The following is a 24,800-nucleotide window of genomic DNA, read 5'->3' as shown; positions in this document are numbered from 1 at the left end:
GATACCGGTGGTGATACCGGTGGTGATACCGGTGGTGATACCGGTGGAGATACCGGTGGAGATACCGGTGGTGATACCGGTGGTGATACCGGTGGTGATACCGGTGGAGATACCGGTGGAGATACCGGTGGTGATACCGGTGGAGATACCGGTGGAGATACCGGTGGTGATACCGGTGGAGATACCGGTGGTGATAGCGGTGGAGATACCGGTGGTGATACCGGTGGAGATACCGGTGGAGATACCGGTGGAGATACCGGTGGAGATACCGGTGGAGATACCGGTGGAGATACCGGTGGAGATACCGGTGGTGATAGCGGTGGAGATACCGGTGGTGATAGCGATAGCGGGCAGCCATCTGAACCAAGTGAACTCAACATTATTGCAACAAGCGATAACACTGTCTCGCTTAGCTGGAGTAATGTCCAAAACAGTGAGTTACTCAGCGCCTATGAACTGTTTAGAGACGGAGAGTTAATCAAAACTTTGGCTGTTGATGTATTTACCTATACCGATACCGAATTAGAACCCAATACCAGCTATCAATACAGCATTAGAGCCGTTGGTAGTCAGGGCGAATATTCAGATAAAATAAGCGCTTCCGCTTCTACATCGACACCACCATACCAGCCCTTAGCACCAACTGAGCTAAGTATATTTGCAACAACCAGCGAAACTATCTCGCTTCAGTGGAGTGATGCTCAAAACAGTGAGTTGCTCAGCTCATATGAACTATTTAGAGACGGAGAGTTAATCAAGACTTTGGCTGTTGAGGTGTTGACCTATACCGATAGCGAATTAAAACCCGACACAAGCTATGTTTACAGCGTTCGAGCACTAAGCAGTGAAGGTGAATATTCCGATAAAATAAACATATCTGCAGCAACTACCCAAGCAGAAAATGAATTAAGGTTGCAAACAGCTTTGGCATCGGGAGATTCGACTGTGCTGGAGAGTGTTGATAGCCTGTTAATTCTCGATAAGGTGCAAACTAGCTTGCAGAAAAGAAAAGCAGAATATGCACCTCACCTAAAAGCCATTTACGGTGATGGGGAAATTAATTATGCGCCAGGCAGTAATTCCAACGTCATATATCCTTCCAATATTGATAATTACATTCCTTTGCTGGTGGGCAATAATGGAGCAAATTTAGCTGCTGCCGCAATTAATGACGAACAACGAGTTGCAGCATTTGGATCAATCCCTATCTTTGCATTCAATAGTGGATATGATGAGTATCAAGCTCACTTTCAACACTTACTCAACTGGTTAACTGAACAAGAGCTTGAAGAGTCAAGTCAAGCACTTAAAGTTTCGATTGCACTTTATAATGGGGGCACATCAAGAGCCATTGGTTCGTGGTTTAGCAGCCATTATCCCAACTGGGAAATCACCTTATGTATTAATGAGACCGATGGACTTGATGCTTGCCTTGCTGAGGCAGAATTTATAGTTTTGGGAAGCCAGTTTATACCAGACTTATCTAGTCAATCTGATGTCGTTACAGCATTAACGCATGTCAATAAACGTGGCACGCCCTTGCTCTATCTGCATCAGGCAGGTAGAAATACCAGTGAACTGACTGCGACAGTACTGTCCTTTTTGGGCTTGATTACCCCGCTAGAGGGAGGGAATACCAAAAATGATGCCGCCAACTGGGGCAAATATTCTGATATGTCTGCCGGTTTTTCCGTTCCGCTAGAAATCATGCTAAATCACCTTAGTAAAGAAGATTTCTACTTTGACTGGAGTGTTTGCGGTTCTAATAACTGCAATTTGGTTGAGGGGCTTCAGAGTGAATTGATGTCTGGCCTTGAGAATGTACGCAGCATGTTTGGCTCTATGGATGGTCAGGCAAAGCTACTTTTTGAAACAGGGGGCAACAGTATTAACAAGCTGCTGGTGTTGTTAGGCGACCTCTACCGCCGTGATATAAGCTATCCGATCGATCGCTTAGAAGTGGATGGCACGCTGTTTGCCAAAGCGCAATTTGCTGATTATTCAGTATATTACAACCGAAAAGCAGCTCCTGCACAAACAGACCTAGGTGATTTTAGTACGCAGATAGCCGCCAGTCATCCCACCGTGAATCGTACTATCAGTATACAACCTAAAAATATAAGAGGAGACTTTACCGCAGTAGGCCTTTATGCACTTCCCGGCAGAGCTGTGACCATCAGCAGAACCGACAGTAACAGCAATGGCGCCCTAATTTATTTTAATACCATGCGCACGTCTTCGACTCGGGTTTTTAATATAAGTAGAGATGCCTATAACCGTCCCAAGTGGCTACGCAGCCACCAGGTAGAATTGAACCCTGGACAAACTATTACATTAACCAGCCCTTATGGTGGCACCATCATGCTTTCTCCATCGGACGGTGATGTGATTGAACTGACTATCTCGGGCGCAGCTGAGCATGCCTTTGTTAATGACATGGATAAAATGGATGAGTATGCACGCGCTTTAGAAACAACAGAATTGCCTTGGACACAAATCCAAACCCCCTTTGTCGAGATACATTCACGTACTGATTTCATGCGTCAGGCTGGCAACAACGATGTGTACAAAGGCGATATGCAACAGTTTGTCGAGGATATTTGGACCTATGTGGTGAAAGGAGCTTATGAGCTTGCTGGTATCGTTGGTAAAGGTTTAACTCAGGCACAAAAAATCACGGATTTTTGTATGGCGCATGAATGGGATTGCAGCAATGAGACGATTCACCGCATCCCTAGAGTGCAACACATCAATTCAGACAAGCATACTGCTTGTGGCTCAGCCTGTTCAGGCAACCCCATTGACATTGGTTTTGCCCTAGAACCTCAAGAATGGGGGGTGAACCATGAATTGGGTCATAACCTACAGCCTCAGCGTTTGAAAATTAATGGCGGTATGTCAGGAGAAATCTCCAATAATATTTTCCCGCTTAGAGCGCGAATGCGTTATGGCCAAACCTATGGTATTGCAGCTTCCGGCCACACCTGGGATGAAGGTTACGAAAAGGCATTTAAAATGATTCAAGAAGCGATAAATAATGGGGAACAGAACCAGTTGTGGGTCGACCCAGACAATTTATTCCATGAACGTCTTGCCTTTTATATTCAGCTGATGCACATGGGTGACCAGTTGGATTATCTGGATGATGGCTGGCAATTAATTACCCTGATCTATATCCATGATCGCTTATTTGGCAATAGTGTTGATTGGGAAAGTGACAAAGATAAACTCGGTTTCTCTAGTTACAGTGAAAAGCCAAGTTCTATCACTGGCAATGACTTTATGTTGCTTTCTCTGTCTTGGATAACAAAAAGAGATTATCGAAGCTATTTTGATGTTTGGGGGATATCTTACTCAGATGAAGCCAATACACAAATGCTTGCCTATGAATTTCCTGAATCAGATATGCTGTTTTATATACCTGAAAACCAATCCTATATGGAACCAGTACTATTTATATTGCCTTTAGATGGCGTAGCCCCTTGGCCATTTCAAAAGCCAGGTCAAGTGTCACTAGAATTAAGCGGACAAACTCAATTTGATGTGGGTGAGATGACTAATATTGCATGGACTCGCGGCGGTGATATAAACGCTGGCGAATTGATATTGCTGGAAAATGGCATCGAGGTGCAAAATGAAGTACTGCCATATACTAGCGAACAGTCCGGTAACGTTTCATTGGAATTTAAGCAAGAGGGTATTTTTACCTACAAAATACAGTTGTGTAATGCTGACTACTGCACCAGCAGCGAGCCATTTTCATTCGCGGTCGGAGAGCTTGAACCCGTACAGATCTCACTGGATGAAAAGGATAAATGTTTGGCCTTGAGCTCTGAATTTGTGACTGAATCGGGTCTTAAAACACCAGCGTGCGGCGATGATGACAGCCAAAAATGGTTATGGGGCACTGATGGATATATTCGCTCCGTTAAGGACCTTGCCTACTGCATTGACGGTGGCGGTATGAACGCAGGCGCAAATTTTTTCTTTAGCCTGTGCGGTTCAAGCGATTCACAACAATGGTTATTGAAAGAGGATAAAACCATAGTGCCAAAAAGTGGCAAAAACAGTGTTTGGGATCAGTACTCAAGCGATTCTGTACACCTTTACTCTAACCATGGCGGGGCTAATCAACATTGGAAAACTAAAAATGTCGCCATGGATTAGAAATAGAAAAAAATAAGTTTTTGAGAAATTTTACGAAGGTTTCCCAGTATGCAATACGCTGCTGGGAAATGTTCGAAAGGTATACAGAAGCTAGGAATAAAGGAATATCGATTTTTATTTAAAAGGAGCAGTGATGATGAATTCAAATCAATTGCATCAAGAGTGATACTGGTCGTGACTTCAGTATTATATAAACATGGTCAATATGATTTTCACCTCTAATCCAGGAATAATAAAATTAATAAGTCAATATTAATACCTGCTGCTATATTATTAGCAGTATTAGGTGTGACAGGCTGTGGTGGTGCTGATAAGCCCATCAAAAAAGAACAACCAGAACAGCCCTATAAGCCCATGTCTCCAACTGAGTTGAGTATGGGTGCAGCAAGCGCCAATGCTATCTCTCTTATCTGGGCTGATGGACAAAACAGTGAGTTACTCAGCGCCTATGAACTGTTTAGAGATGGAGTGTTAATTAAAACCTTGGCTGTTGACGAGTTTGCTTATACCGATACCGAATTACAAGCAAATACAAGCTATGTTTACAGCCTTCGCGCTGTCGGTAGCGATGGCGAATATTCAGATAAAATAAGCGCTTCCGCTTCTACATCGACAACGCCATACCAGCCCTTAGCACCAACTGAGCTCAACATTATTGCAACAAGCGCTAACACTATCTCGCTTCGATGGAGTGATGTCCAAAACGGTGAGTTACTCAGCTCATATGAACTGTTTAGAGGCGGGCAGTTAATAAAGAGTATCGCTGTTGACGTGTTTACTTATACCGATACCCAATTAGAACAAAATACGGCCTATGTTTACAGCATTCGCGCAGTCAGTAAAGAGGGCGAATATTCACAAAAAGCCAGCACCTCTGCATCGACAGCAGAAGAGCTACCCTATGAGCCCATGTCTCCAACTGAGTTGAGTATGAGTGCAGCAAGCACTAATACAATCTCACTTAGCTGGACTGATGGACAAAACAATAAGTATCTCAGTGCCTATGAGTTGTTTAGAGATGGAGGCTTAATCAAAACCTTGGCTGTTGACGTGTTGACCTACACCGACAACAACTTAAAGCACAATACGAGCTATGTTTACAGCCTTCGCGCCGTGAGTAGTGAAGGTCAATACTCTCCACAAATAAGCATTTCTGCATCGACAGTTGAAGGCGAGCCAGTTGTTGTTGGAGTCATGGAGAAGGCTATTATTAATGCCATGGTATATACAGTAAAAGATCCTGAACAACAGGATGTTTTGTTTACCCCTACAGAGGCCTTGTCGTTTTGTGAAGACTTAGGCTTGGATTTAGGTCTTCTTCCACCTTACCAATCGCAAGCAATGATGGATCTGCAAGCTAAATATTCGGTCTATGCCGATCAAGTTGGTCGCTCATTTGAAACCAGAGAGCCTGTCGCGGTATCGGTCAATACAATCGATGATGCTGATGAAATACAATTTGCTGATGCAGGTCGAGTCATCGTATGTGCTAACACCGAAGACAGCTACATTATCAAAGCGAGCGAAGTAAATGTTAACTATCTTGATCATGGCTGGAGCGATGGGTTTGATATGGATGATATTTCCGTTAGCTACAAAGAGGGCTACCTACAGGTATCGAATCGCAGCCCCAGACAAATACACTCACCCTTAATCAAGCTGGATGACAACTACTTTGTTATCGATCACGTTCTTGAGCCCTACAGCGTTCTGACATTTACCTCATCGGAGTATTCAACCTTGGCCTTTATTGATCAAGCGCCCTTTTGGAAGTTAAATATGACGGGTTTTCAAACTGAAGTCGCTGATGGTTGGGTTCACCCCTTGACCGAAGATCAAGCCGCGACCTTTGTTGATCTCATTATAAGGCACAAGTGGATAGGTAACCGTTTTGACACTAACCTGTTGTTTCTTGATGATTATATTTTTGACGCAAAATATGATAATCGTCAAACCTATAGTGATCATGAATTTGCTCAGCATGCCTTTCACAATATGCTGACTCATAAATCAACATCACGCTACGGGATGCTTGATGATGCTCATTCTGCACTCGGTGTGGCAACCTTAGGCAATGGCTCTTTAGCGTTATCTAGAAGCAGGATCGAAGAGGCTAAATCAACAATGGGCAACACTTATTCCCATGAAAGATTGCATAATCATGGCTTTGGCCACGATACGGGAATGACTTATGGTTGGACCGATGTATTAACCGCCTATGGCCGCAACAATGGCTATTACCACTATTTAGCCCCTGAACTGGTTCAAGAAAAAAATGCCCTTTTTGCTCAGGCCCAATGGCAGATTTCAGGTACCGACAGTGTCTCTTTACATGTTAATTTTGCAAGCACTGTCAACCGAGTCGAACTCAATCAGTTTATTGTGTCGGTAAAATCTCACGACATTAACTCTATAAAAATATATGACGCCAATGAAGCAATAATGCAGGATGTCACTCTAGATAGAAGCATTGAAAATAAAGCATGGCTCTTTTATGAAGGTGCCATTTCATTGCCCGCCCGCACGATTGCAGAAACCAATCAAAATTTAAACCATTATCAGATGGTCATTGACATGCCTTTCCCAAGCGCACCCATGGAAGTCGTAATCAATGCCAGAGGTGCTGATGATAGCCAAAGTTTGGCTGCATTTTTTACCTATGACATTCGATTTGGCATAAAAGAACAGGAATTCACTAATGCCGTGATATATATGGAAAAGGACACTGATGGCCAAGATATTCTCTATACACCAGAAGAAGCTCTGTCATATTGTGAAGATAAAGGCTTGGACCTAGGTGTACTCCCAGCTTACAAATCTAGAAATATGATGGACTTGCAAACGAAATACGCGAAGTATGCAGATCAAGTGGGTCGCTCATTTGAAACTGGAGAGCCGGTCGCGGTATCAGTCCCCACCACCTACAGTTCTGGCAAAATACATTATACCCGTGCAGGTAGAGTTATAGTGTGCAGTAACTAAATTGTATATTGCCTATTTTTGCAACATGCTGGCCTGTGTATTAAGCGCAGATATTTATAGCGGCTTAAGGCCTTGTTGATCAAATCAGCCTCTAGGTAGCGCAGTCCTATGGGCTTTCCTAGGGTTAATTGACTACCTGACGGTAAGCGTTCACCAGAGTGGGCTTGACGTTAGGTCGCCAAGCCGAATACATCTGGGTAGGCCTGCTTTTTTAAGACCGCAGACACCAGCGCTGTCACCACATTAAGTGGCGACAAACCGCGTTTCTTGCAGGTTTCAACCACCGACAATAACCGGGATCTAAATTTGTCGCCCCGATCTGAACTGGTGCCATAGCAGATCTTCCGCATGATCACGGCGCCGCGCAAACAGCGTTCCGCTTCGTTGTTCGTCAGCGGTATCCCCTTTTTATGTAGGAAGGTCCACAGGCTCTGTTCATATTTGAGAATATGCTGACAGCGCCCGGCATACTTCTGCGCGGGGACACTTGAACCTCTGGCTAACCAATACAAAAGCGGCGACGAAGCCGTTGCATTCGTCGTAACCAACGGGGTTTATCCAGTGTATGCGCTTCAAGTTTGTGCTGGGTTCGAAAGACCATATGACATAGCAACACCAGTTTTCGACCTAATTCAGCGGTGAGCCCCTGACCACTGTAATCACTCATTTTCTGCAGGTTGCGCTGAATATGTGCCCAACAGAACTGATGACGGTCAGGCGCAAGCCAGTGATAGCTGGCGCATTGGTCGCTCACGACCACCCCGGTGAAAGCGGTCCCTATCACCTTTTTCGCTATCTCCTGACTACGGCTGTAGTGGATATTCTGATACACCGCATCGGGACTGGTCATCAACCAAAGCCAGCGTGTACGCTGCTCATCATTACGTTGGTGAGTGGTTTCATCGACATTGACCATAGATGCGTTGCGTACATGCTGATGTAACGCTTGTGCGGTAGGCGTCAGCATCGCGCTTACTCGTCCTTGCGCTTCAGATATCGTCCCGGTAGAAAAGTGGGTATCAAACTGGTCTTTGAGTAAGCGTTGGATCTTACGCACACTCAGGTGATATTGCCCGGCAAGTATCGCAATGTGACTCAGTAGCCTAGGTCCCATCTGTCCCTGCGGTGCTGTATCGGGTAATGACCCTTTCGATGTCGCACCACAGCCTTGGCAGCGGCCATGGAAAAGTTGATATTCCGTGATATCCAGCGAGGGTTTGGGGAGCTCAAATACCTGGTGGCGATAACTCGGTGCAGCTTTAGCAACCACCTTGTTACCACAGTCGGCACAACAGGTTGCTGGCAAGCAAGCGACCTGCTTATCGGTTGACTTGAGCGGGCTTAAAGGTCGTCTGTGCCCTGTGTGGCCAGGTTGAGCGCCAACCTTATTTCCATCACGAGGCGCTTGAGCTTTTTTCGCTCCGCCTTAGCGGCTGGCGAGTCAGACGCGGGAGACTTAGACGAGTTACGCGAGCTGGTCGCTAGCTTATCTTCGTACTCTCGTAGCTTTTCCCAAAGCTCTCGAATAAGCAGGTTAGCCTCATCCAAATTGACGACATTAGGCGGCTCATTTACAAAGCATTTTTTCTTTTTCATAGGACTATTTTGCTACGAAAAAACGATCGTACAAGCCCCATTTTCAGATCGGAACCGATCCCTTGAAAGAGTCAATGAGGGGCTGGTGAACGGTTACCCTTGAAAGAGTCAATGAGGGGCTGGTGAACGGTTACCCTTGAAAGAGTCAATGGGGGGCTGGTGAACGGTTACGCAACAACGCCAATGATATCTATCGCCACTTATTTTCTGCGTCAGTTTCGAGTGAGCTTTCCAATCAAATAAAGCCCCATATCATCGGCTAAGTGAATAGCTTCGCCCAGTGTTCATTGCCATCTTGATCATTCAGTTGCTCAGTTTTCCTGAAGTCCGGTACAGACCTATACCCATGCATTAGAACATGGTGCCAATGAGGTGATGAGCCCATTATCTCGCCGCAGCTGTCAGCCTTAACGCCGAGGTGTTAATAAACATATATCTTGTTGATAAAAAAAGAGCGCCTTTCGGCGCTCTTCCTATGTTGCAATTAACTTAACCAGCAGTTTAATTTGGTAAGAACTCAATCGACCAACGGGTCTTGGTTTGCGCTACATCTTCTGCACCAAAGTTAAGTAACTTCAGGCGCAGCACCAGTTTGCGTTCCAGCTTTTTGTTGTCGAGATCTGAGCTCACGACTTTACAAGCACTGACACTACCATCGGGCTCAACCACCAGCTCAAACACCACTTTACCTTCCAGCGTGGGGTCTTTGCGCAAGGCACTGTTATAAAGCGTGTAAAGGCTGCCTTTGGCCTGTTCTAGCACCATGCGTAGCTGCTCTTCACTGCGGCCGGCTTTGCCATCTTTGCGTTTACGCTTTTTCTTCTGCTCGTCTTCCAGCTCCGGCGGTGCCTCCACTATCATGGTGTCGCGTCCAGCCAATGTGCCGCCACCAGCATCGCTACTGAGGCCACTGGTACTGATACCACCACTGCCAGACTTGGCTTTACCCGCCAACAATGAGCGCGAGGTTTTCGCTGCATCACCCGAGCCTTTGTTCAGCTTGTCTTTTTTCAGTGCGCCGACATCAAGGGATTCGCGCATGGCAGCCAAATCATCCTGCATCGCCAATAAGCCTGCTTTAGACGCTTTTTTACGCGCTTCTGCCGCAGTTTTCGGCTTGGGTTTTGGCTTAGGCTCAGGTTTCTTCTCTTCTGGCTTTTTCTCTTCCGGCTTTTTCTTCTCTTCCGGTTTTGGCTTTGGCGGTGGTGGAGGCGGTGTTTTCTTCTCCTCAATAATCACCTTGGCCAACTGCGGTGGTAGCGCCTCTTTCTTCTCGCGCTCAATTTCTGGCACGTTTACAAAGGGGATGGCAATACTGACGCACAGCAACAATGCCAGGCCAATCACCAACAGCCGTTTGAAGCGTTGGTCATCAACTTCACGACGTTGCCAACTAAGCTCGAAACTTGAGCGACTGACTAAAGGAATGCTCACTGCTGGCCCTCCTCGGCTGCCGCAGCTTCGTCAGAAACGAACTTACGGTTAACAGCCAACGAGATACTTCTGAAATCGGTGTCGGCACAGGTGGCCATCACTTTCTTCAGCAACTCGTAAGGGATAGAAGCATCACCCATAATGGTCACCGGACGCCCTAGCTTCTTTTCTTGCTCGCTGAGTTCCGGACGACGTTTCGCCTGATAATCCAATTCCGTTTGCAGCGCCGGGATCAGCGCTTGGTCGTCTGCCATCAATTCGCTGGTTTTAACGATCGGTCGGCCTTGTACAACCAAGTTGTCACTGTTGACCATGATCACCAAGGTTTCCTCGGGGCGTTGTTCCGCCACAGAGTCAGGCAATTTAATGGTTTTATTCGATTGCAGCACCTGCACTTCAGAGGAGTTCACCATCAGGAAGAACACCAGAATGGTGAAGATATCCATCAGTGAGACCAGATTCAGCTTGGAGGCTGCACCAGACAATTTGCGATGGTGGCGAGCCATACGACGCGCACGCATTGATTGCTTCATCGTTTAGCCCCCTTCGCTTTAGCGGCTGCCGGGGCATCCCCTAATGAGATCTCGGGAAATAGCTCAGCATCTACATCACTGGCTACAACCACGGCACGAAATGAACGCACCGTATCCATGGCAGTAACAAGGGTCTGATAATCGATATCCGGCTCCATCAAAATAATGATGTCGCGCTTTTCTATCCCTTTTTGCTGGAACGCTCTTTTCAGGTCCTGAAGATAAAGCGACAAGCCATCAAAATCATAGCTTTGCTCTTTATTTGCCAGTCGCTTTAAGGGCACACCTGCGGGGTAGTTCAGCGCCATACCATCCTGACGGATAATCAGCTCCAACAGCTTGGGTGGATCTTTTTGATCGGGGTTGTCTGCGCCGCCTTCCGGTAGCTGGATATCCAGTACCGAAATGTGCGAGAACACCATGCCTAACAGCAGCACGGGAACCAACACGATCATCAGATTCATGAAGGAGGTGATATCGAGTTCAGCGTCCTTTTTCTGCGGACGTCTTAACCGCCTCATGAGTTAGCCCCTGCTGCCAGCTGCTTCCGGATCGGTCTTCGACTTATAAGAAAGCATGTTAAGCAACTTAATACCGGCCACTTCCAGGCTATCAACGATCTCACTGGTTTTGGTTTGCAACACGGCATGGAAAATAGAGAGTGGGATCGCAGTCATCAGACCGAAAGCGGTGGTGTTCATCGCCACCGAGATACTCTGTGATAGCAGGTTGGCCTTTTCAGCCGGATCCGCGTTAGCCACGGCGGTAAACGCTGCGATCAAACCGATAATGGTACCGAGTAGACCAAGTAGCGTAGCAATATTGGCCAAGGTGGCTAGATACTGTGTCCGCTTTTCGAGGCGCAACATCACTTCCATGATGCTCTCTTCCATCGCGTACTCTACATCTTCACGGCGATGCGCATCTTTCAAACGGCTCACTCCTGACGCTAACACGCGCAACAGCGGTGCCTTGGTTTTTTCTGCGCCTTTGATCAACACCTGATAGTCACCAGTGGCTAAGCCAGCTTGCACTATTTTGGCGGCCTTGCGGTTAGCGCGGCCAGTTGAGCTTAAAAACAACCAACGCTCGAGGGCGATAACCAAACCAACCACCATCACTAACGCGATGGGGTACATGAATTGACCACCTTCCTGGAAGAAGCGGATCACTGTGTTGTATGCGTCCATAGTCTGTTAAACCTCAATAAATACACGTTCAGACGAATGCTTTTCGGCTAGCATACCCGTCGTTAACATTTTTTAAACATTTACCCGGTGCCACTCGCTATTTTTGCGGCGCGGGACTCACTTTCTGTTTTTGATCTCGCTCAAGTTGCTCAAATTGTTGCAACTGTCGCAGAAAAACGGGGCGCTCAAGCAAACTCAACGGCTTACGATCAAGATAACTATTGATCTGTTGTGCCATCTCTTTCGCGCCAGCAGGCTGTTGCCACGGCACGATATAGATCACTTTGGGCTGTTCTTGAGAGCCGGTAATGGTACTTTCCAGCTCCACTATTTCAGGTTCTGCGGCCATCGCCGCCATTGAAAATAATCCAGTAAAAGCAATGACTTTAGGCAGTGTCATCATGCTCCTTCTCCCGCTACTTCAGGCTCACTTGGCACCGCACTATCAACACCTTCGCCGGCGTCAATACGCCGTTGCAGTAACAAGATCCAGCCTTTGACACGTCGCTCGGGCTTCTCCTGCAGGGCTTGATACGCTTCATAATGTGTTAACGCATCGTTAAAACGCCCCATATACAACTCATACAAGATGCCAATATTACGGTGTGCTGGCGCGTAATCATTCCAACGCTGCAGCGCTTCCAAATAGCTTTGTTCTGCTGCCGTAAAATCGCCCTGTTCGCGTTGTAGTACGCCCAGTAAATTCCAGCCATCTAAATTATTCGGGTTGTCTTTAACCGCTTGCTTTAGCTGGGTCATTGCGGTGTCTGTTTGCCCCTGCATGCGATACAGCTGCGCTAAATTCACCCGCGCGCCTGAGAGATCCGCTTGCTCGGCCAACACCGCTTCGAACGCCTTAATGGCTGCGGCCACCTCGGCCTCAGATTGTGCTGCCTTGGCCTTGGCTAATGCAGCATCAAATTTGGCCTTGGCCATAGCTGATAGCACCGGCTCTGAAGCCAGATAAGGATTAATCGAAGGCGGGGTAACCTCTTCCGCGGGCTCAGTCGCAGCATCAGCTTGTGCATCACCATCGCTAGCGATAGCAGCATCTGCCGCGACATCATCAGCGGTAACTGGGGCTTCTGGGCTAGCAACCGCATCGGCACTGTCCGTGGTTGTATCGGTAGCCGCGCTGTCAGCGTCTGCTATTTCGCCCAACTGCGCACATCCTGACAAACCAATAACAAGGCTCAACAGCGCCGCCTGTAAACCAGCTTTGACTGTGCCCGTCTTCATCTGACAATGGTCATCAGTTCGACGTTGGATCAGCAAACGACTATTCATTGACCAAAACTCTGTGTGTCCGCTATTAATGCGCATAGTCACTGAAGCTGACCTCCTGTTCTGGCTTATCAAATTGCGCTGGCAGCAACTCAGCAAGCGCCTCGAAGCTCCGTTTTACCCAGTCGTCATAGTTACCTTGCCAAGCGTTTTCAGTATTGGCCTGGTGGACTTCAATCGCTTGCTCTTCAAATGGATAGGCTTGCTCTTCCAACAGTAGCTCGTACTGTTCCAGCTCCATTTCATCTAAGCCGTTCGGGCGGTCAGAATCCATCAAGTCACGGCTCAGCGCACCATAGATCTCAGCGATACGGTAAGTGGCTTCCGTGGTGAACTCTGCTTGTTGATAATTCGCGACCTGCTGCCAAGCTGCCAAGCTTTTATCGAGCGCCGCACGTTTCTTTTTCAAGCTCTTCCGCAGAGGCAGCTTCAAGCGAATGCTGTCAAAGGTACGCTGCTGTTGTACGGCCAGGTCTTGCGCAGCAAAGGCAGCCAGATAACGAGAACGATCACTGCGCTCATCACCACCTTCTGCATCAAGCTTCACCAGTTTCTTCAGCCAGTAATTACGTTTTATCTCATCGCCTGTGCGTTGATAAAAACCAGCCATTTTCGCCCGGACTTCCATCGCCATAGCAAAAGGCTCGGGGTAAGCGTGCGCATAGCGACGGTAGCTGTTAATTGCACCATCGAGATCATCGGCTTTTTCATACATTTCAGCCGCCGCTAACAACGATTGGCGGCTCGCTTCCTTGTCTGCAGCTGATTCACCGCCACGATCTGCCAAAACCAAATACTGCTTGGCAGCTTGTTGCCAATTGCCCGACTGTTCGTAAGCGAACGCTAACTTGGCTGGAATGTCAGCTACCAGCGGCGACTTAGGATAGCGCTTAGCGAACTGATTTAAGATCGCTACCGCTTCTTCCCAACGTTCCAGCTCTAGCAGCAATGTTGCGGCATCATACTCGGCATTTTTGCGGAACCCTGATTCGGGTACCGTTTCACCCAACCGCAGGTAATGTTTCACCGCTAACGCTTTGTCGCCATCGGCAACCGCCTGCTCGCCCTGACGATAGATCGCAGCAGCCAATTTCTTGCGGGTGTCATCACGCTGTGGATCTGACTTTTTCATCAGCGCCAGACTCTGTTGATAAGCCTGCTCTGCTACCGCGAAGTTTTCATTGGCAAAGGCGCTATGGCCGATCACTAGATGGGCGATACGTTGCTGCGCGTTATCCGGCGTCGGCTGCCATGCCAACAGACGCGTCGCGACCTCAGTCGCCTCGTCATATCGTTGCAGCTTGAGCAGAGATTGTGCCGCCAATGTTTGTGCCTGCTTAGCCCGTTTATCCTGAGAAAAACGGTCAGCAAAGCGCAGTTGCGAGCGAATACGTTTCAATTGCAGCGCTTGGTTGTCTGCCTTTGGTAATGCTTTCACCTCGGCTTGCTGCATCAGTTTTTGATACGCGACCAGCGCAGCATAACCCGCTTCTGCACGCATTGCCGGTGCTGCAACTGGCGCTTGAGCATCGTAACCGGTCAACTTGTAAGCTAATAACTCTTCGTAACTTGCTTCACTACGCTGGATATTAGACAACGGCTCAGCATCGGCCGCGTAAGCTACCAATTCATAAGCGGCAATCGCATCGCTGTAACTACCGGCTTCATACAAGGCTTCTGCCATCAAGAAGCGGATATCCGGTGTTTTCGGATCCAACGGAAAGGTATCTAAGAATTGCAAATGCCAATCAGCAGCAAGCTGATAACCTTGCGCAACCTGCTGTTTCACATCACTACCGGCACCCTTGCCCGCCGCCTGTTTTTGATGTTGCACTGTGGCATGGTAATACTGCCCCAGCTCCAACAGAAAAGCGTGCAGGTGAGGCGCTAACTGGTCCCTTACGGCCACCTCTGAGCGCTGCCAGAACCCACTACGCTGGCCCCAGAGTTTGACGAAACGTTCTTTCTCCGGCCGGATCAACGTGGTGAATCCCGCCTCTTTATAGATAGCCAATACCCGGATGTCGAACTGTGCCGCCCATAGGGTCTCGGTATTGTCCTTGATATAAGCAAGGTAGGTATCAGCGCTTTGTTGATACAACTCCTTGCCTAACTGATACTCCGCCAGATGCTGATAAAGCAGGTGATCCCAGGAGCGCTTACCTGTCGTCGCCAGCAGGGTACGCACACTTTCACCACCGGCTTGATAACTAAAGGTCAAACTCATCACCCTTAACGTGTCATTTGCCAGGGTACGACGTGTTTTGGGTAATCCCTCTAACGTGGTGTGTTCTTCCAGCAGGTTATCCAGCACAAACAGGTAATCGCGCTGCGCAGCATCATAACGGGTTTGCTTAAATCGGCACCAACCCCGCATATAATGGGCGTTCAGCAGGTAGGAGCTGGCCTCCGGCTGCTTAATCACAGCAGTGAATGCTTGGTCCGCTTCGCGATATTTACGCTGACTGAACAGGATGTCACCACGGCGGAACTGCGCCTCGGCCACATGAGGCGAATCAGGATAACGATCTATCAGCGTGGTTAACGTGGCAAAAGCAGCAGGGAGATCGCCCTTAAGATCATAAGCTTTAGCTAACTGATACAACACCGCGTGGTTATCGGGCTGATCCGGATAGGTGGCTAACAACGCCTGATAATCTGCGATCAGGCCATCAAGGGAGTCGGTATTAAAGCTCGCGTCTTCCGCCAGCACCTCTTCTTGATGGAGCATGCCCAGATCAACCAGACGGTAGCGGGCATAGATACGCACATTAGGATCTTCGCTGACCTCTAATAGCGATTGGTATTGGTGGATCAGTCCCTGTGTCGACACGTCCACCTGCGGGCGTTGAAACGGCTGGCGCTCAATTGGCTCCAGATCGGCAAGCGTTTTTACCACCTGCGGATCATTGCTGGAACAAGCCGCAAGCGTCAGCGGCATAAGCAGGGCAAGAAGCGACCTTTTCATCATACTCCCTCCCCTTGCTCAGCAGGCTGCTCAGCGCCAGGTGCATTTGCCTCTGGTACAGAGGACTCGCGAGCCGGCTTGCCCATGATCGCATCCTGTTGCAGCTTGAGGTAATGCTCATACAGTCGGGTGATCGCCAATTGTGATTCTGCCAGATGATTTTTCACCAAGACCTGCTGACGTTGTAGCTCGCTTTCAACCAATCCGAAAACCTGTTGCCGCAGTTCGTCGTACGTCGTGTTAACCGCCAATAGCTGCTGCGTGAGCCGAGCTTGAGCATCAACGACCCGCTGCTGCAGCGCGATCTGCTGGCTGGGCTCATCGACAATACGCTGCAATCGCGCCAAGCGCTGCTCCGACTCTCGTAATAGATTATCCAATGCCTTTAATGACTTAGTTTGTTGCCACTGCCGAGCCACCAGATCATCACTGAGCTGCCAGTCCAGCGCACCGCGTACCCGGCGAACGCGTTCCGCGTAGGCGGCATACTTAGGATGTTGCTGTAATTTTTCCAGCGTTTGTTCAGCACGGGTCAGGCGCTTTAAAATCGCCAACTCTTCATCGTTCGCCAGTGCTTTTGGAGAATCCATCGACTGGTTCAATTGCGCAGCCAACGCATCACGTTCACCACGTAAACGCTCAAACTCGCTGTTGGGGGGTGCATCGGCCAAGGCTTGCAACTGCGCTTGGCGAGACAGCTCTCGCACCTCCAGCATGGCGTTGAACTGATCCATATCCGCCTGCCAACGCAATAGATTGTTACGCAGTAAGCGCAGGTCCCGCGCATCGATCAGCATCGATTGCATCGACTGCGACACCATCAACTCATTCAAACGTGGTAATGAAGCGATACGAATAACATCCTGCTCACTTAGCCAACTGTCATCACTGTCTGGCAATAGCCGTTGCATCAGAGATTCAGGATCCAGTGACGTTAGCTGCTGCTCAAGATCGGCCAATACCACACGATACGCTTGCGACGCCTGCTGATAATTTTGCAGTGCGTGACCCGGCATGCCCCACTGCTCATAACTCCAAGCAATAGCCAGATGCACCTGCAGCAACTCAGCACTCAGGTCGCCACGTTTAGCTAATGCGCTCCAGGCCGTAATAGATAAGGGTTGTTGCCCAGCATTAAACGCCGTCCAGCCATAACTGAACAGGGCTTCTGCAGCCGCCATGCCTTCGAGCGAGACTTGCTGATACGCATCCAGCGCGGCATCGTAATCTTCCTGCTGGCGATAGATCCTGGCACGCGTTAGCTGGATCTTATCCTGTAACGAGGTGATCTCGCCTTCTGCCAGCGGCAAGGGCGTTGGTGGGAACCAGGCACTCCACGCCAATAGATCTAGCCAGCTGTCATCACTGACCGCGCGACCTTGGCTTAGTAGAATTAACGCTTGTTCCAGCGACGTTAGCGCTTGGTCGGCCTGCTTCGCCTGTGCATGGGCGATCCCTTGGTTATAAAGCAAGTAAGGCTGCCATGGGCCAGCGTCATAGCTGACCTCTGCGGTGGCGCTGGTACTGCCAGTCGTGGCCTGCAACAGTTGCTCCAGATAAGCGGCTTGTTGTGCCTGATCAGCGGGTAACTGACCGCGCACATCGGTCAACACCCTTAATGCAGCATCCGGTTGTTGGTGCAGATAGAGCCATTGAGCTAGATAGAGGCTGGCTTCCGCATATCCCTGCTCCGACAATGTCGGTGAGGCAACCAATTGACTAAGCAAGGCACGCGCACTGCGATGCAAGCCGTAACCCAAACGGATCCCCGCTTCTAACAATCGCGCATCGGCACGCGCAGCATTATCTTCGGCCAAGGCGTCAGCACTGCGACTGGCTAAGCGCTGCTCGGTCCGCACTTTATCCACTTCGAGAAATGTCAGAGCGGCCAAAGGATCGCCCTGATAGTACTCAAACAGACCCACCCGATAGCCTAACTCTGCTTGCAGATGCTCTTTTTCATCGTCATCAGCAACAGCGCTTAGGGATACGCTAAAGCATGCCATCGCCAGCGCGATACAACGCCAGCGCTGGCGCATAGCCAAGGTCACCTTTACTGCCATTCCACTACCTTGAAGTCAGGCTGATAGGTATCAGTTTCATCGCGAACCTGTAGCTCCAACACTTTGGCGTCAGTTCCTTTGTCAAAAGCCAACGTGGCACCACGGCGATACTCGCGGCCATCGGGACCAAAGCCGGTAAAGAAAGCAGTCACTTCATGTTTGCCGGCTTTCAGGTTGCCGATGTAAAGCCTCTGGATCCCACCTCGATGAAGCGCATTAACCTGACGTTCGGTATAGAGGTAACCGGCCACGCGGTCATCGTCGATCTTCAGCTCAACAGAGTCTAATTTGAAGAATTTGCCAGTATCCACCGACAAATACACAGTGACCTGTGTGGTGGCAGGGAATAACAGGTCTTCTTCAAGAATAAACAGGTCACGGTTGAGTTTAACCACCTGCTCTTTGAGCGACTCAACCTTGTCGCCTAACGGCAGCTCTTCGGCCTGCAAAGTGCTAAAGAGACTAGCGGTGAACAATAAAATAGTGGCGACAACCGCCTGACCAATCCTTTTCATACTGATATTTTCCATTAGGCTCTCCGTTCCGCTAGTAATAAACACTGATAAACGCGCGTACGACATCAGCACCGAAAGAGTAAAGCCCCTCTTCTCCGGCGCCGACTCCCGTTTCACGGGCATCGCGGAAATTGTTGTAATCAAACTCGATATGATCCCACTCCAACGTGGCAGAGCCGGTAAACGAATCGGTATAGCCAGACAGTGGCAAGCGGTAGGTCACCCCGGCACCGACGGTAATCGATGTGAAGTCACTAAGCTCTTTGTCTCGGGCCATATAATTCTGAGCATCTTTGTAGGGAAACAGATCAGAATAGAACTCAGCTTCGCTCTGACTGTAGTAACGCACTCGCGTCGTCACGACCCAGTTATCACCGATAGGGTGGGTATAGTCAGCTCCCACGTTGTAGGCCTGAATTTCCCAATCATCATCAAAATAACGCGCTTCGAAACCTAAAGCGGCTCGGTATGGCAGGTAATACTTAGTAGAGATACCGGCGGCAACGCTGGTGCGGGTATGGGGGTAGACCTCTGCTTGGTAACTGTAGCCCTGTGCTACCGTCGGGTCGACATAACGCACCGAACGATAAGGGTTATTCAGGAACCCTTCATCGGTGATGGCCTGAAAATTAAAGGCCATAATCCATTCAGCCGTCAGTACTTGAGTCAATCCGAGGCTATAACTGCGGCGGTCAATCTCTTCATCGAAATCCGCTTCACCGTTCTTCCCCACATCATCCCAGCCATAGGCATATCCCAGAGATACCGTGGTGAGATCGCCAAACATATCCTGACTAATACCAAACGACAGGGTATTGGCTGTGTAGTCACTCTCGTCACTGTTGCTATAGGCTAGGCTCATGGTGGATTTACCGTGCAGGTAGTCAACACCAAAGCTATATTCGTCGCGATCTTCTGTATAGGGGCTAGCGGTGGTTACCACATCGATCGACGCAGCAGAAACAGCATCCGCGTAGTAATAACCTGACAGTGAGACCTTCTCGCTAACACTCTTGCGCACTAACACCGCTGGACCATCAATGGTCATTCCGCCGCCGTCGTACCTGTGGTACAACACATCGGCACGATCTTCCGGCAGCACAGCAGCCTGCACAAATAAGGGCAACCACAGGCATAGCGCCAGCAGTGTACGAAGGTTAGTTACAACCACAACCACCTCCACCACTGCCATCGGCTCCACGAGCCGCTTCTCGGGATTCAAAAACGTGCGCATTATGTTTAGCGGCGATAGGATGCTTATCAAACTTCATGATCGGATCCGCCAGCTTTTGCCGCTCATAGGGTTTCACCCAGGGCTTGATGCTGGAGCAGCCCGATGCAGCAACGCAGACAAATAGAACCAGCAAAATCCGTTTCATCAATTACTCCCGGATCAAGCTTTTGATCTGCTGACGATAGGTGTCTTCATAACCAGGCTTATAACCACGGTGATGAAAACGGATCTGACCATCACGGTCAATCAGCACGGTGGTCGGCATGGAATCGACGTCATACAACTCGGTCACTTCATTAGTCTTATCAAACAGGATCGGGAAGCTCACCGTGATATCTTTCAGAAATGCCATCCCCTCTGACGGATCCTGCTCCACGTTAACACCCAACACTTTAACGCCCAGATCGGCAAAATCAGTGGCTAATGCTTCCAGTTCTGGCATCTCCTGGCGGCATGGACCACACCAAGACGCCCAAAAGTTCAGCAGCACGATCTCGCCGCGCAGTTCTGACAAACGAATGTTCTCACCGGTAGAGGATTTCAAGGTGAAGTCCGGCGCGGGTATTTTTAACTCAGCACTATAAGCAGCACCGCTAAAAACAAACGTTGCACTCAACAACAGACTGATAAAAAAGGCTCTCATCGTATTATCCTCTAGAAGAAAATCGACACACCGGCGGTAAAGGCCAGGTTGTGTGTGGTTTTGTCTTCGCCTGTCACATCCAGGTCGAAGATATAGTCATGACCGCTCAGATCAAAAGCCAACCAATCATTGATTAGCACTCGGTAACCGGCACCAAACCCCATGGTAAAATTGTCGTCACCGGCAAAATCGGTACTGCCCACCCCGGCCAACAGGTAGAGAGAGCTGTTAAAGCTGTAGGCATCCCAAACAAACGCTTCACCTGGCAAGATATTCCATCCCACTGACGCCATATAGAAGCTGTAGTCACGCTCACTATCAGTTAATAAAGGCGCCCCACCTGACAAGCGTTCAAAGCTGGTTTCACCGGCCTCGGAGCTGCCGTAATTGGCTTCCAAGAAAAAGTCTTCGGTGACGTGATAAGCGCCCTTAACTCCCCACAGGAATTCAGAACCAAAATCTTCAATACTGATAACGCCCGCATAGGCACCCAGCTGAAAATCTTCATCATCGATCAAGGCTTCGTCGATCTGACGGCGCTCAACCTTAGGTTCAAAAGTTTCGTCAGCGGCAACCCACCCTGACACCGGCAGCAAGGCTGCAATTAAAAGTAAACGCTTACACCCAATTTCCATGCTTCCAGCTCTTCATTGTCATCACGGTCCGTCAGCACCATGTATTGTCTGTATTCCGCTCGCAGCATAAATCGGCGAGCCAGGTAGATTCGTGCACCTGCGGTGGCATGCAGGGTTTCATCGTCGCGGTCTTCCGTTTCAACCAATGACGAATGTGGATCGGTACTGATTAAACCGGCACCGATACCAAAGAAAGGTGATATCCGCCAATCGGGAAAGGGCTGATGCACTAAACCGATATCCAGCAGTGTGGTATCGGAGACATCTCCCAGCGCCTTATTGCCGGTAATTTCGATCGCTAAATTCTCAGTAAACGCGTAACCGATGTAGGCGCTCAATAAGTTGGCACCTTCCAGATCGCCTCCAGAAAAGCCCCCTTCCCAGCGCCGTTGTTGAAAGCTATCAAATGAACCACGGTTAAAACTCACCAACTCGCCATCAGCGAGGGTTTTTTCCATATCTTCTGCGCGCACCCAACCACTTTTATCTCGCGGGGTGCGTACCTTTACCCAATCCGTGCGGCGCTTTTCAATGACCACTTCGCCACCGCGCTCCACCACATGAAAGACCGGGAAACCACGGCCTGGACCGGTGCGCAGCTCGATATAAGGCTCCGCCACCTGCAGCGCCAGTGCTTGTTCTTCGGCACTGAACCAACCACCAAACCAGCTGGTCTCTTGCTCCGATTCTGGCGGTTGCGGCAGGGGCTCCTGGGCAGCTTGTGCTGGACACACAGTGAGCAACATAAGCACAATCAAACACGCGGCCAATAAGGCTAACTTCTCCATCAACCGCCTCAGTTATCCGCGCCATAAAATGGCGTGTTGTAATATTGACCACCGATATCCAGCCACTCCGCGACTAACCGTAGCTCGGCATCGTTTAGCAGTCCGGCGTGGGTGCCGCCCGCACGAAACGGGGCAAAGAAGCGATTACTGGCAGCAGCCCCATTAACACTCATCGACGCTGCAACAGGCACCGTCTCAAGAATAGGAATAGGATTACCTTCACTGTCTAAGATCAACTCGCCATCCGCGTCGGTCTGGAATAGCGGGTTACCATCGCCATCGGTAGACTGCACCAGCACATCTCTTATGGCACCCTCTTCCACTTCTTGCTCATTGTCATTGAACATCAACTCACGGTAGCTCACTACGTGATCGGGCTCGTCAGCAGAAATATCGCCACGCAGATCCAGTTGTCCGGCGGGTACTTGCGTTTCACCGTCCGCATCGGCAATACCGTGGCAACTAATACAGGTATTGTCTTGCAGCAACTCTTCGGTGTCTGGGTCCAAAATCTGACGATCCCGGTCCCACAATGGCTGAAGGTGCACGGGATAGTTTATCTGCAGGCGGCAATAGGCGGTCCAGCGTTCAAAGCATTCAGCTCCTTCAGGCGCTATGGTGCCCATATCTGTATATGCCCATGCCTGTGGCGCATCCGGCGCACGCACCGCAGGATCGGTCCAGATATCTTCATAAACCAAATTAGCGTTAGGCGCTGCTAAACCATTAATCCGAGTGGCGACTTCGGCCATGGTTTCGCCAATATCAGCAAACAGTGCCGGATTGGTGTTAGGGAAAGGCTGACCGGTTTCCGGCGCTCCAGGGTTAGCACTCGGTGCCTGTGCATCCACACGTCCGTGGGGCAAGGTACTTTGTGAAGTGTGGCAACCGCCGCACTCTAATGATTCACCTGGTTGCAGGGTGATCCAGTGCTGGTGGCGACCACCTACCCGCATAGTTTCACCATCAACAATGCTCAGTGCCAAAGGCACATTGGCTGGCACTTTTACTTTCACCGAGCCATCAGGCTCGATCGGTGCGTAGCCAATAATCTCCCGCATCAACTGTCCGGCGCTGCGGCCAAAAGCAGTATTAGGCAGATCCACGACGTCATCGTCGGGCATAGAAACACTCTTCACGATGCGCAGGAATCTGGCTGGACGATCATCCGCTGTGGTCTGCGCAGGGTCGCGCATAGTGGTGATCCCTACCGTATCTAAGCCATCAAAATCATAGACGCTGCGAATATGGATAACCCCAGCGATCTCTTCGACCAATGTTTCATCCTTTTCACCCTCACTAAAGCTAGGGCGCGGACGCTCCTGCAATACTACTGGATCGGTGAAAAACATCCCCTCAGTGACAGGAACGATAGGCTGCTGTGTCCCTTGGGTAATGTCATAAATCCATAAGCCATAAGCGGGAGCGGCTTCGGTCACCCCTTCCAAGGCTAAGTTATCTTCGGTGCAGGGTAACTTGGGTAAAGGCTCTGCGCCTTCAGCGGCATCGGGATCTTCCGCCTGCTCTAACAGGCACGGACTCCAACTGATCAGCATACGTGCTGTACCATCCACCAGAGGAAAAGCACTCAGCATACGTCCACCCACAGAGATCTCTTCGTCGGTACGGATCAGGCCGTAACTCGCTGAGACTTGTGCCTCGCCGGGCGGAGCATCCGCGATAGGCGTCTCAAGCTCTGTATAGTCATCGGTATTCAGATAAACCAATTCACCACCACTGAACTCATTTTCAGTGCGGCGCAGCATGAGCATCAACTGGCCATCATAGGTTTGTTGCGGCTCTGCGTAATCAACGCGATCACCATCGGTGCCCACATTGTGACTATGCCAGCCATAGAGAAATTCATTACCACTGCCATCCTGACGCATGCGATAAAGATGGGTGGCACTGCGGGAGCCCATATTGTCCCAGCGGGTATAGATGATAGTGCCATCATCCAACACCACAGGATCCAGATCGTGACTCGGATTAAAGCTCAGCTGCTGGATGTCACTGCCATCATCATTCATCACGTGGAGTTGAAACGCAGACTCACGACGGTCTTCATCTAAGGCAGTAAACTGTGGCTTACCTTCATCCAGTAAAATAGCTCGAGCAGTTCGCTGACGGGTGGATGTGAAAACGATACGACCATCGGGTAAAAAACGGGGGGCGATATCATGACCAGCTTCAGCAGTCAGCGGATCGCTGATCACCGGACGTATCAGCTGTTCGACACGATCATAAATCCAGAGATTCCATTTAGGTTGGTCTTCGTCATCAGCATCTTCAATCTCTGGTGCTCGCATGGCAAACAGCAGTTGGTTGCCATCGACCGATACGGTGAGATCTTTGACATCATAAAGCGCGCCCTCTTCAAACACTCCCTCGGTGAGGACTGTTTCGGCAGCAGAAACCGATGCCCGGTCTTTGAGAACCAATTGCGCACCAGCGAAAAACTCTGCAGGGCGGCGGATACTGTTACTCTGCCGGTCACCATCTTCATCGACCGGTATCGACCGAGCGACATACGCCACCGGGTAGTCGACAACAACAGGATCAGAGGATTCAGAACGCACAGTGGTGTCTGAGCCACAACCAGCAACTGCCAGTAACGCGGCAGAGACAGCCACCGCGACTTTGGCCTGTGCCGACATCAGCTGTGAAACAAGATTCTTCATGTCGCCCACTTTATCTCAATAGAAATGAATGCATTACGTTCATTAGTGTCTACTAATTGCACAAATGTTAACGGTTCGTTGCAATTA

At 49.5% G+C, this 24,800-nt stretch carries 18 protein-coding genes and 1 pseudogene; 2 read left to right on the top strand and 17 right to left on the bottom strand.

Annotated elements, in window-relative coordinates; genetic code table 11:
• Window positions 1-429: hypothetical protein (locus tag EZV61_RS19435; protein ID WP_205695359.1), on the bottom strand; the 429-nt coding region annotated here is incomplete at its 3' end.
• Between EZV61_RS19435 and EZV61_RS09585 the strand changes: the two genes are divergently transcribed.
• Together EZV61_RS09585 and EZV61_RS09580 are read left to right on the top strand one after the other, a co-directional pair.
• Window positions 379-4,167 (top strand): ImpA family metalloprotease, encoded by a 3,789-nt coding sequence (locus tag EZV61_RS09585; RefSeq protein ID WP_420810810.1) that lies wholly within the window; start codon window positions 379-381, stop codon window positions 4,165-4,167. The genes EZV61_RS19435 and EZV61_RS09585 overlap by 51 nt on opposite strands.
• 288 nt (window positions 4,168-4,455) lie before the next feature.
• On the top strand, window positions 4,456-7,149 hold the full coding sequence (locus tag EZV61_RS09580) for a fibronectin type III domain-containing protein (RefSeq protein WP_131415262.1): 2,694 nt from the start codon (window positions 4,456-4,458) through the stop codon (window positions 7,147-7,149).
• A 170-nt stretch (window positions 7,150-7,319) separates the two neighbouring features.
• Here EZV61_RS09580 and tnpC read toward each other — a convergent pair.
• The 16 genes and pseudogenes from tnpC to EZV61_RS09500 all read right to left on the bottom strand — a co-directional run bounded on the left by tnpC (window position 7,320) and on the right by EZV61_RS09500 (window position 24,713).
• Window positions 7,320-8,745: pseudogene (gene tnpC, locus EZV61_RS09575) on the bottom strand (IS66 family transposase).
• Window positions 8,746-9,246: 501 nt separating this feature from the next.
• A complete protein-coding gene (locus EZV61_RS09570; protein WP_114338338.1) occupies window positions 9,247-10,179 on the bottom strand; it encodes an AgmX/PglI C-terminal domain-containing protein in 933 nt (310 codons plus the stop codon).
• Window positions 10,176-10,712: an ExbD/TolR family protein gene (locus tag EZV61_RS09565; RefSeq protein WP_170308603.1), complete on the bottom strand. Its 537-nt coding sequence runs from the start codon at window positions 10,710-10,712 to the stop codon at window positions 10,176-10,178. The genes EZV61_RS09570 and EZV61_RS09565 overlap by 4 nt, the downstream gene beginning before the upstream one ends.
• The gene (locus EZV61_RS09560; RefSeq protein ID WP_114338337.1) at window positions 10,709-11,233 is read right to left on the bottom strand and encodes an ExbD/TolR family protein; all 525 of its coding nucleotides are present in this window, start codon (window positions 11,231-11,233) and stop codon (window positions 10,709-10,711) included. The genes EZV61_RS09565 and EZV61_RS09560 overlap by 4 nt, the downstream gene beginning before the upstream one ends.
• Window positions 11,234-11,236: 3 nt before the next feature.
• Window positions 11,237-11,902: a MotA/TolQ/ExbB proton channel family protein gene (locus tag EZV61_RS09555; RefSeq protein WP_114338336.1), complete on the bottom strand. Its 666-nt coding sequence runs from the start codon at window positions 11,900-11,902 to the stop codon at window positions 11,237-11,239.
• A gap of 97 nt (window positions 11,903-11,999) precedes the next feature.
• Complete coding sequence (locus EZV61_RS09550) at window positions 12,000-12,305, bottom strand: hypothetical protein (RefSeq protein ID WP_130566988.1); 306 nt, start codon at window positions 12,303-12,305, stop codon at window positions 12,000-12,002.
• Complete coding sequence (locus EZV61_RS09545; RefSeq protein ID WP_165569567.1) at window positions 12,302-13,189, bottom strand: tetratricopeptide repeat protein; 888 nt, start codon at window positions 13,187-13,189, stop codon at window positions 12,302-12,304. Before EZV61_RS09545 ends, EZV61_RS09550 begins: the two co-directional genes overlap by 4 nt.
• A gap of 25 nt (window positions 13,190-13,214) precedes the next feature.
• The gene (locus tag EZV61_RS09540; RefSeq protein WP_114338333.1) at window positions 13,215-16,157 is read right to left on the bottom strand and encodes a tetratricopeptide repeat protein; all 2,943 of its coding nucleotides are present in this window, start codon (window positions 16,155-16,157) and stop codon (window positions 13,215-13,217) included.
• Window positions 16,154-18,217 (bottom strand): hypothetical protein, encoded by a 2,064-nt coding sequence (locus EZV61_RS09535; RefSeq protein WP_131415258.1) that lies wholly within the window; start codon window positions 18,215-18,217, stop codon window positions 16,154-16,156. The genes EZV61_RS09540 and EZV61_RS09535 overlap by 4 nt, the downstream gene beginning before the upstream one ends.
• On the bottom strand, window positions 18,208-18,747 hold the full coding sequence (locus EZV61_RS09530) for an AraC family transcriptional regulator (protein WP_205695358.1): 540 nt from the start codon (window positions 18,745-18,747) through the stop codon (window positions 18,208-18,210). Before EZV61_RS09530 ends, EZV61_RS09535 begins: the two co-directional genes overlap by 10 nt.
• A 16-nt stretch (window positions 18,748-18,763) precedes the next feature.
• Window positions 18,764-19,924: a DUF3570 domain-containing protein gene (locus EZV61_RS09525; RefSeq protein WP_131415256.1), complete on the bottom strand. Its 1,161-nt coding sequence runs from the start codon at window positions 19,922-19,924 to the stop codon at window positions 18,764-18,766.
• Window positions 19,890-20,111: a DUF4266 domain-containing protein gene (locus EZV61_RS09520; protein WP_114338330.1), complete on the bottom strand. Its 222-nt coding sequence runs from the start codon at window positions 20,109-20,111 to the stop codon at window positions 19,890-19,892. The genes EZV61_RS09525 and EZV61_RS09520 overlap by 35 nt, the downstream gene beginning before the upstream one ends.
• Before the next feature lie 3 nt (window positions 20,112-20,114).
• Window positions 20,115-20,609, bottom strand: a complete 495-nt coding sequence (locus tag EZV61_RS09515; protein ID WP_114338329.1) for a TlpA family protein disulfide reductase — start codon at window positions 20,607-20,609, stop codon at window positions 20,115-20,117.
• Between the two features lie 11 nt (window positions 20,610-20,620).
• Window positions 20,621-21,244, bottom strand: a complete 624-nt coding sequence (locus EZV61_RS09510; RefSeq protein ID WP_131415254.1) for an outer membrane beta-barrel domain-containing protein — start codon at window positions 21,242-21,244, stop codon at window positions 20,621-20,623.
• Window positions 21,214-22,032, bottom strand: a complete 819-nt coding sequence (locus EZV61_RS09505) for an outer membrane beta-barrel protein (protein WP_131415252.1) — start codon at window positions 22,030-22,032, stop codon at window positions 21,214-21,216. Before EZV61_RS09505 ends, EZV61_RS09510 begins: the two co-directional genes overlap by 31 nt.
• 8 nt (window positions 22,033-22,040) lie before the next feature.
• Complete coding sequence (locus EZV61_RS09500) at window positions 22,041-24,713, bottom strand: HzsA-related protein (RefSeq protein WP_240695178.1); 2,673 nt, start codon at window positions 24,711-24,713, stop codon at window positions 22,041-22,043.
• Window positions 24,714-24,800: the final 87 nt, after the last annotated feature.

Origin of the sequence: Corallincola luteus (assembly GCF_004336975.1) — a bacterium.
GTDB lineage: Bacteria > Pseudomonadota > Gammaproteobacteria > Enterobacterales > Neiellaceae > Corallincola > Corallincola holothuriorum.
This window is presented reverse-complemented; position numbering and strand designations above follow the sequence as displayed.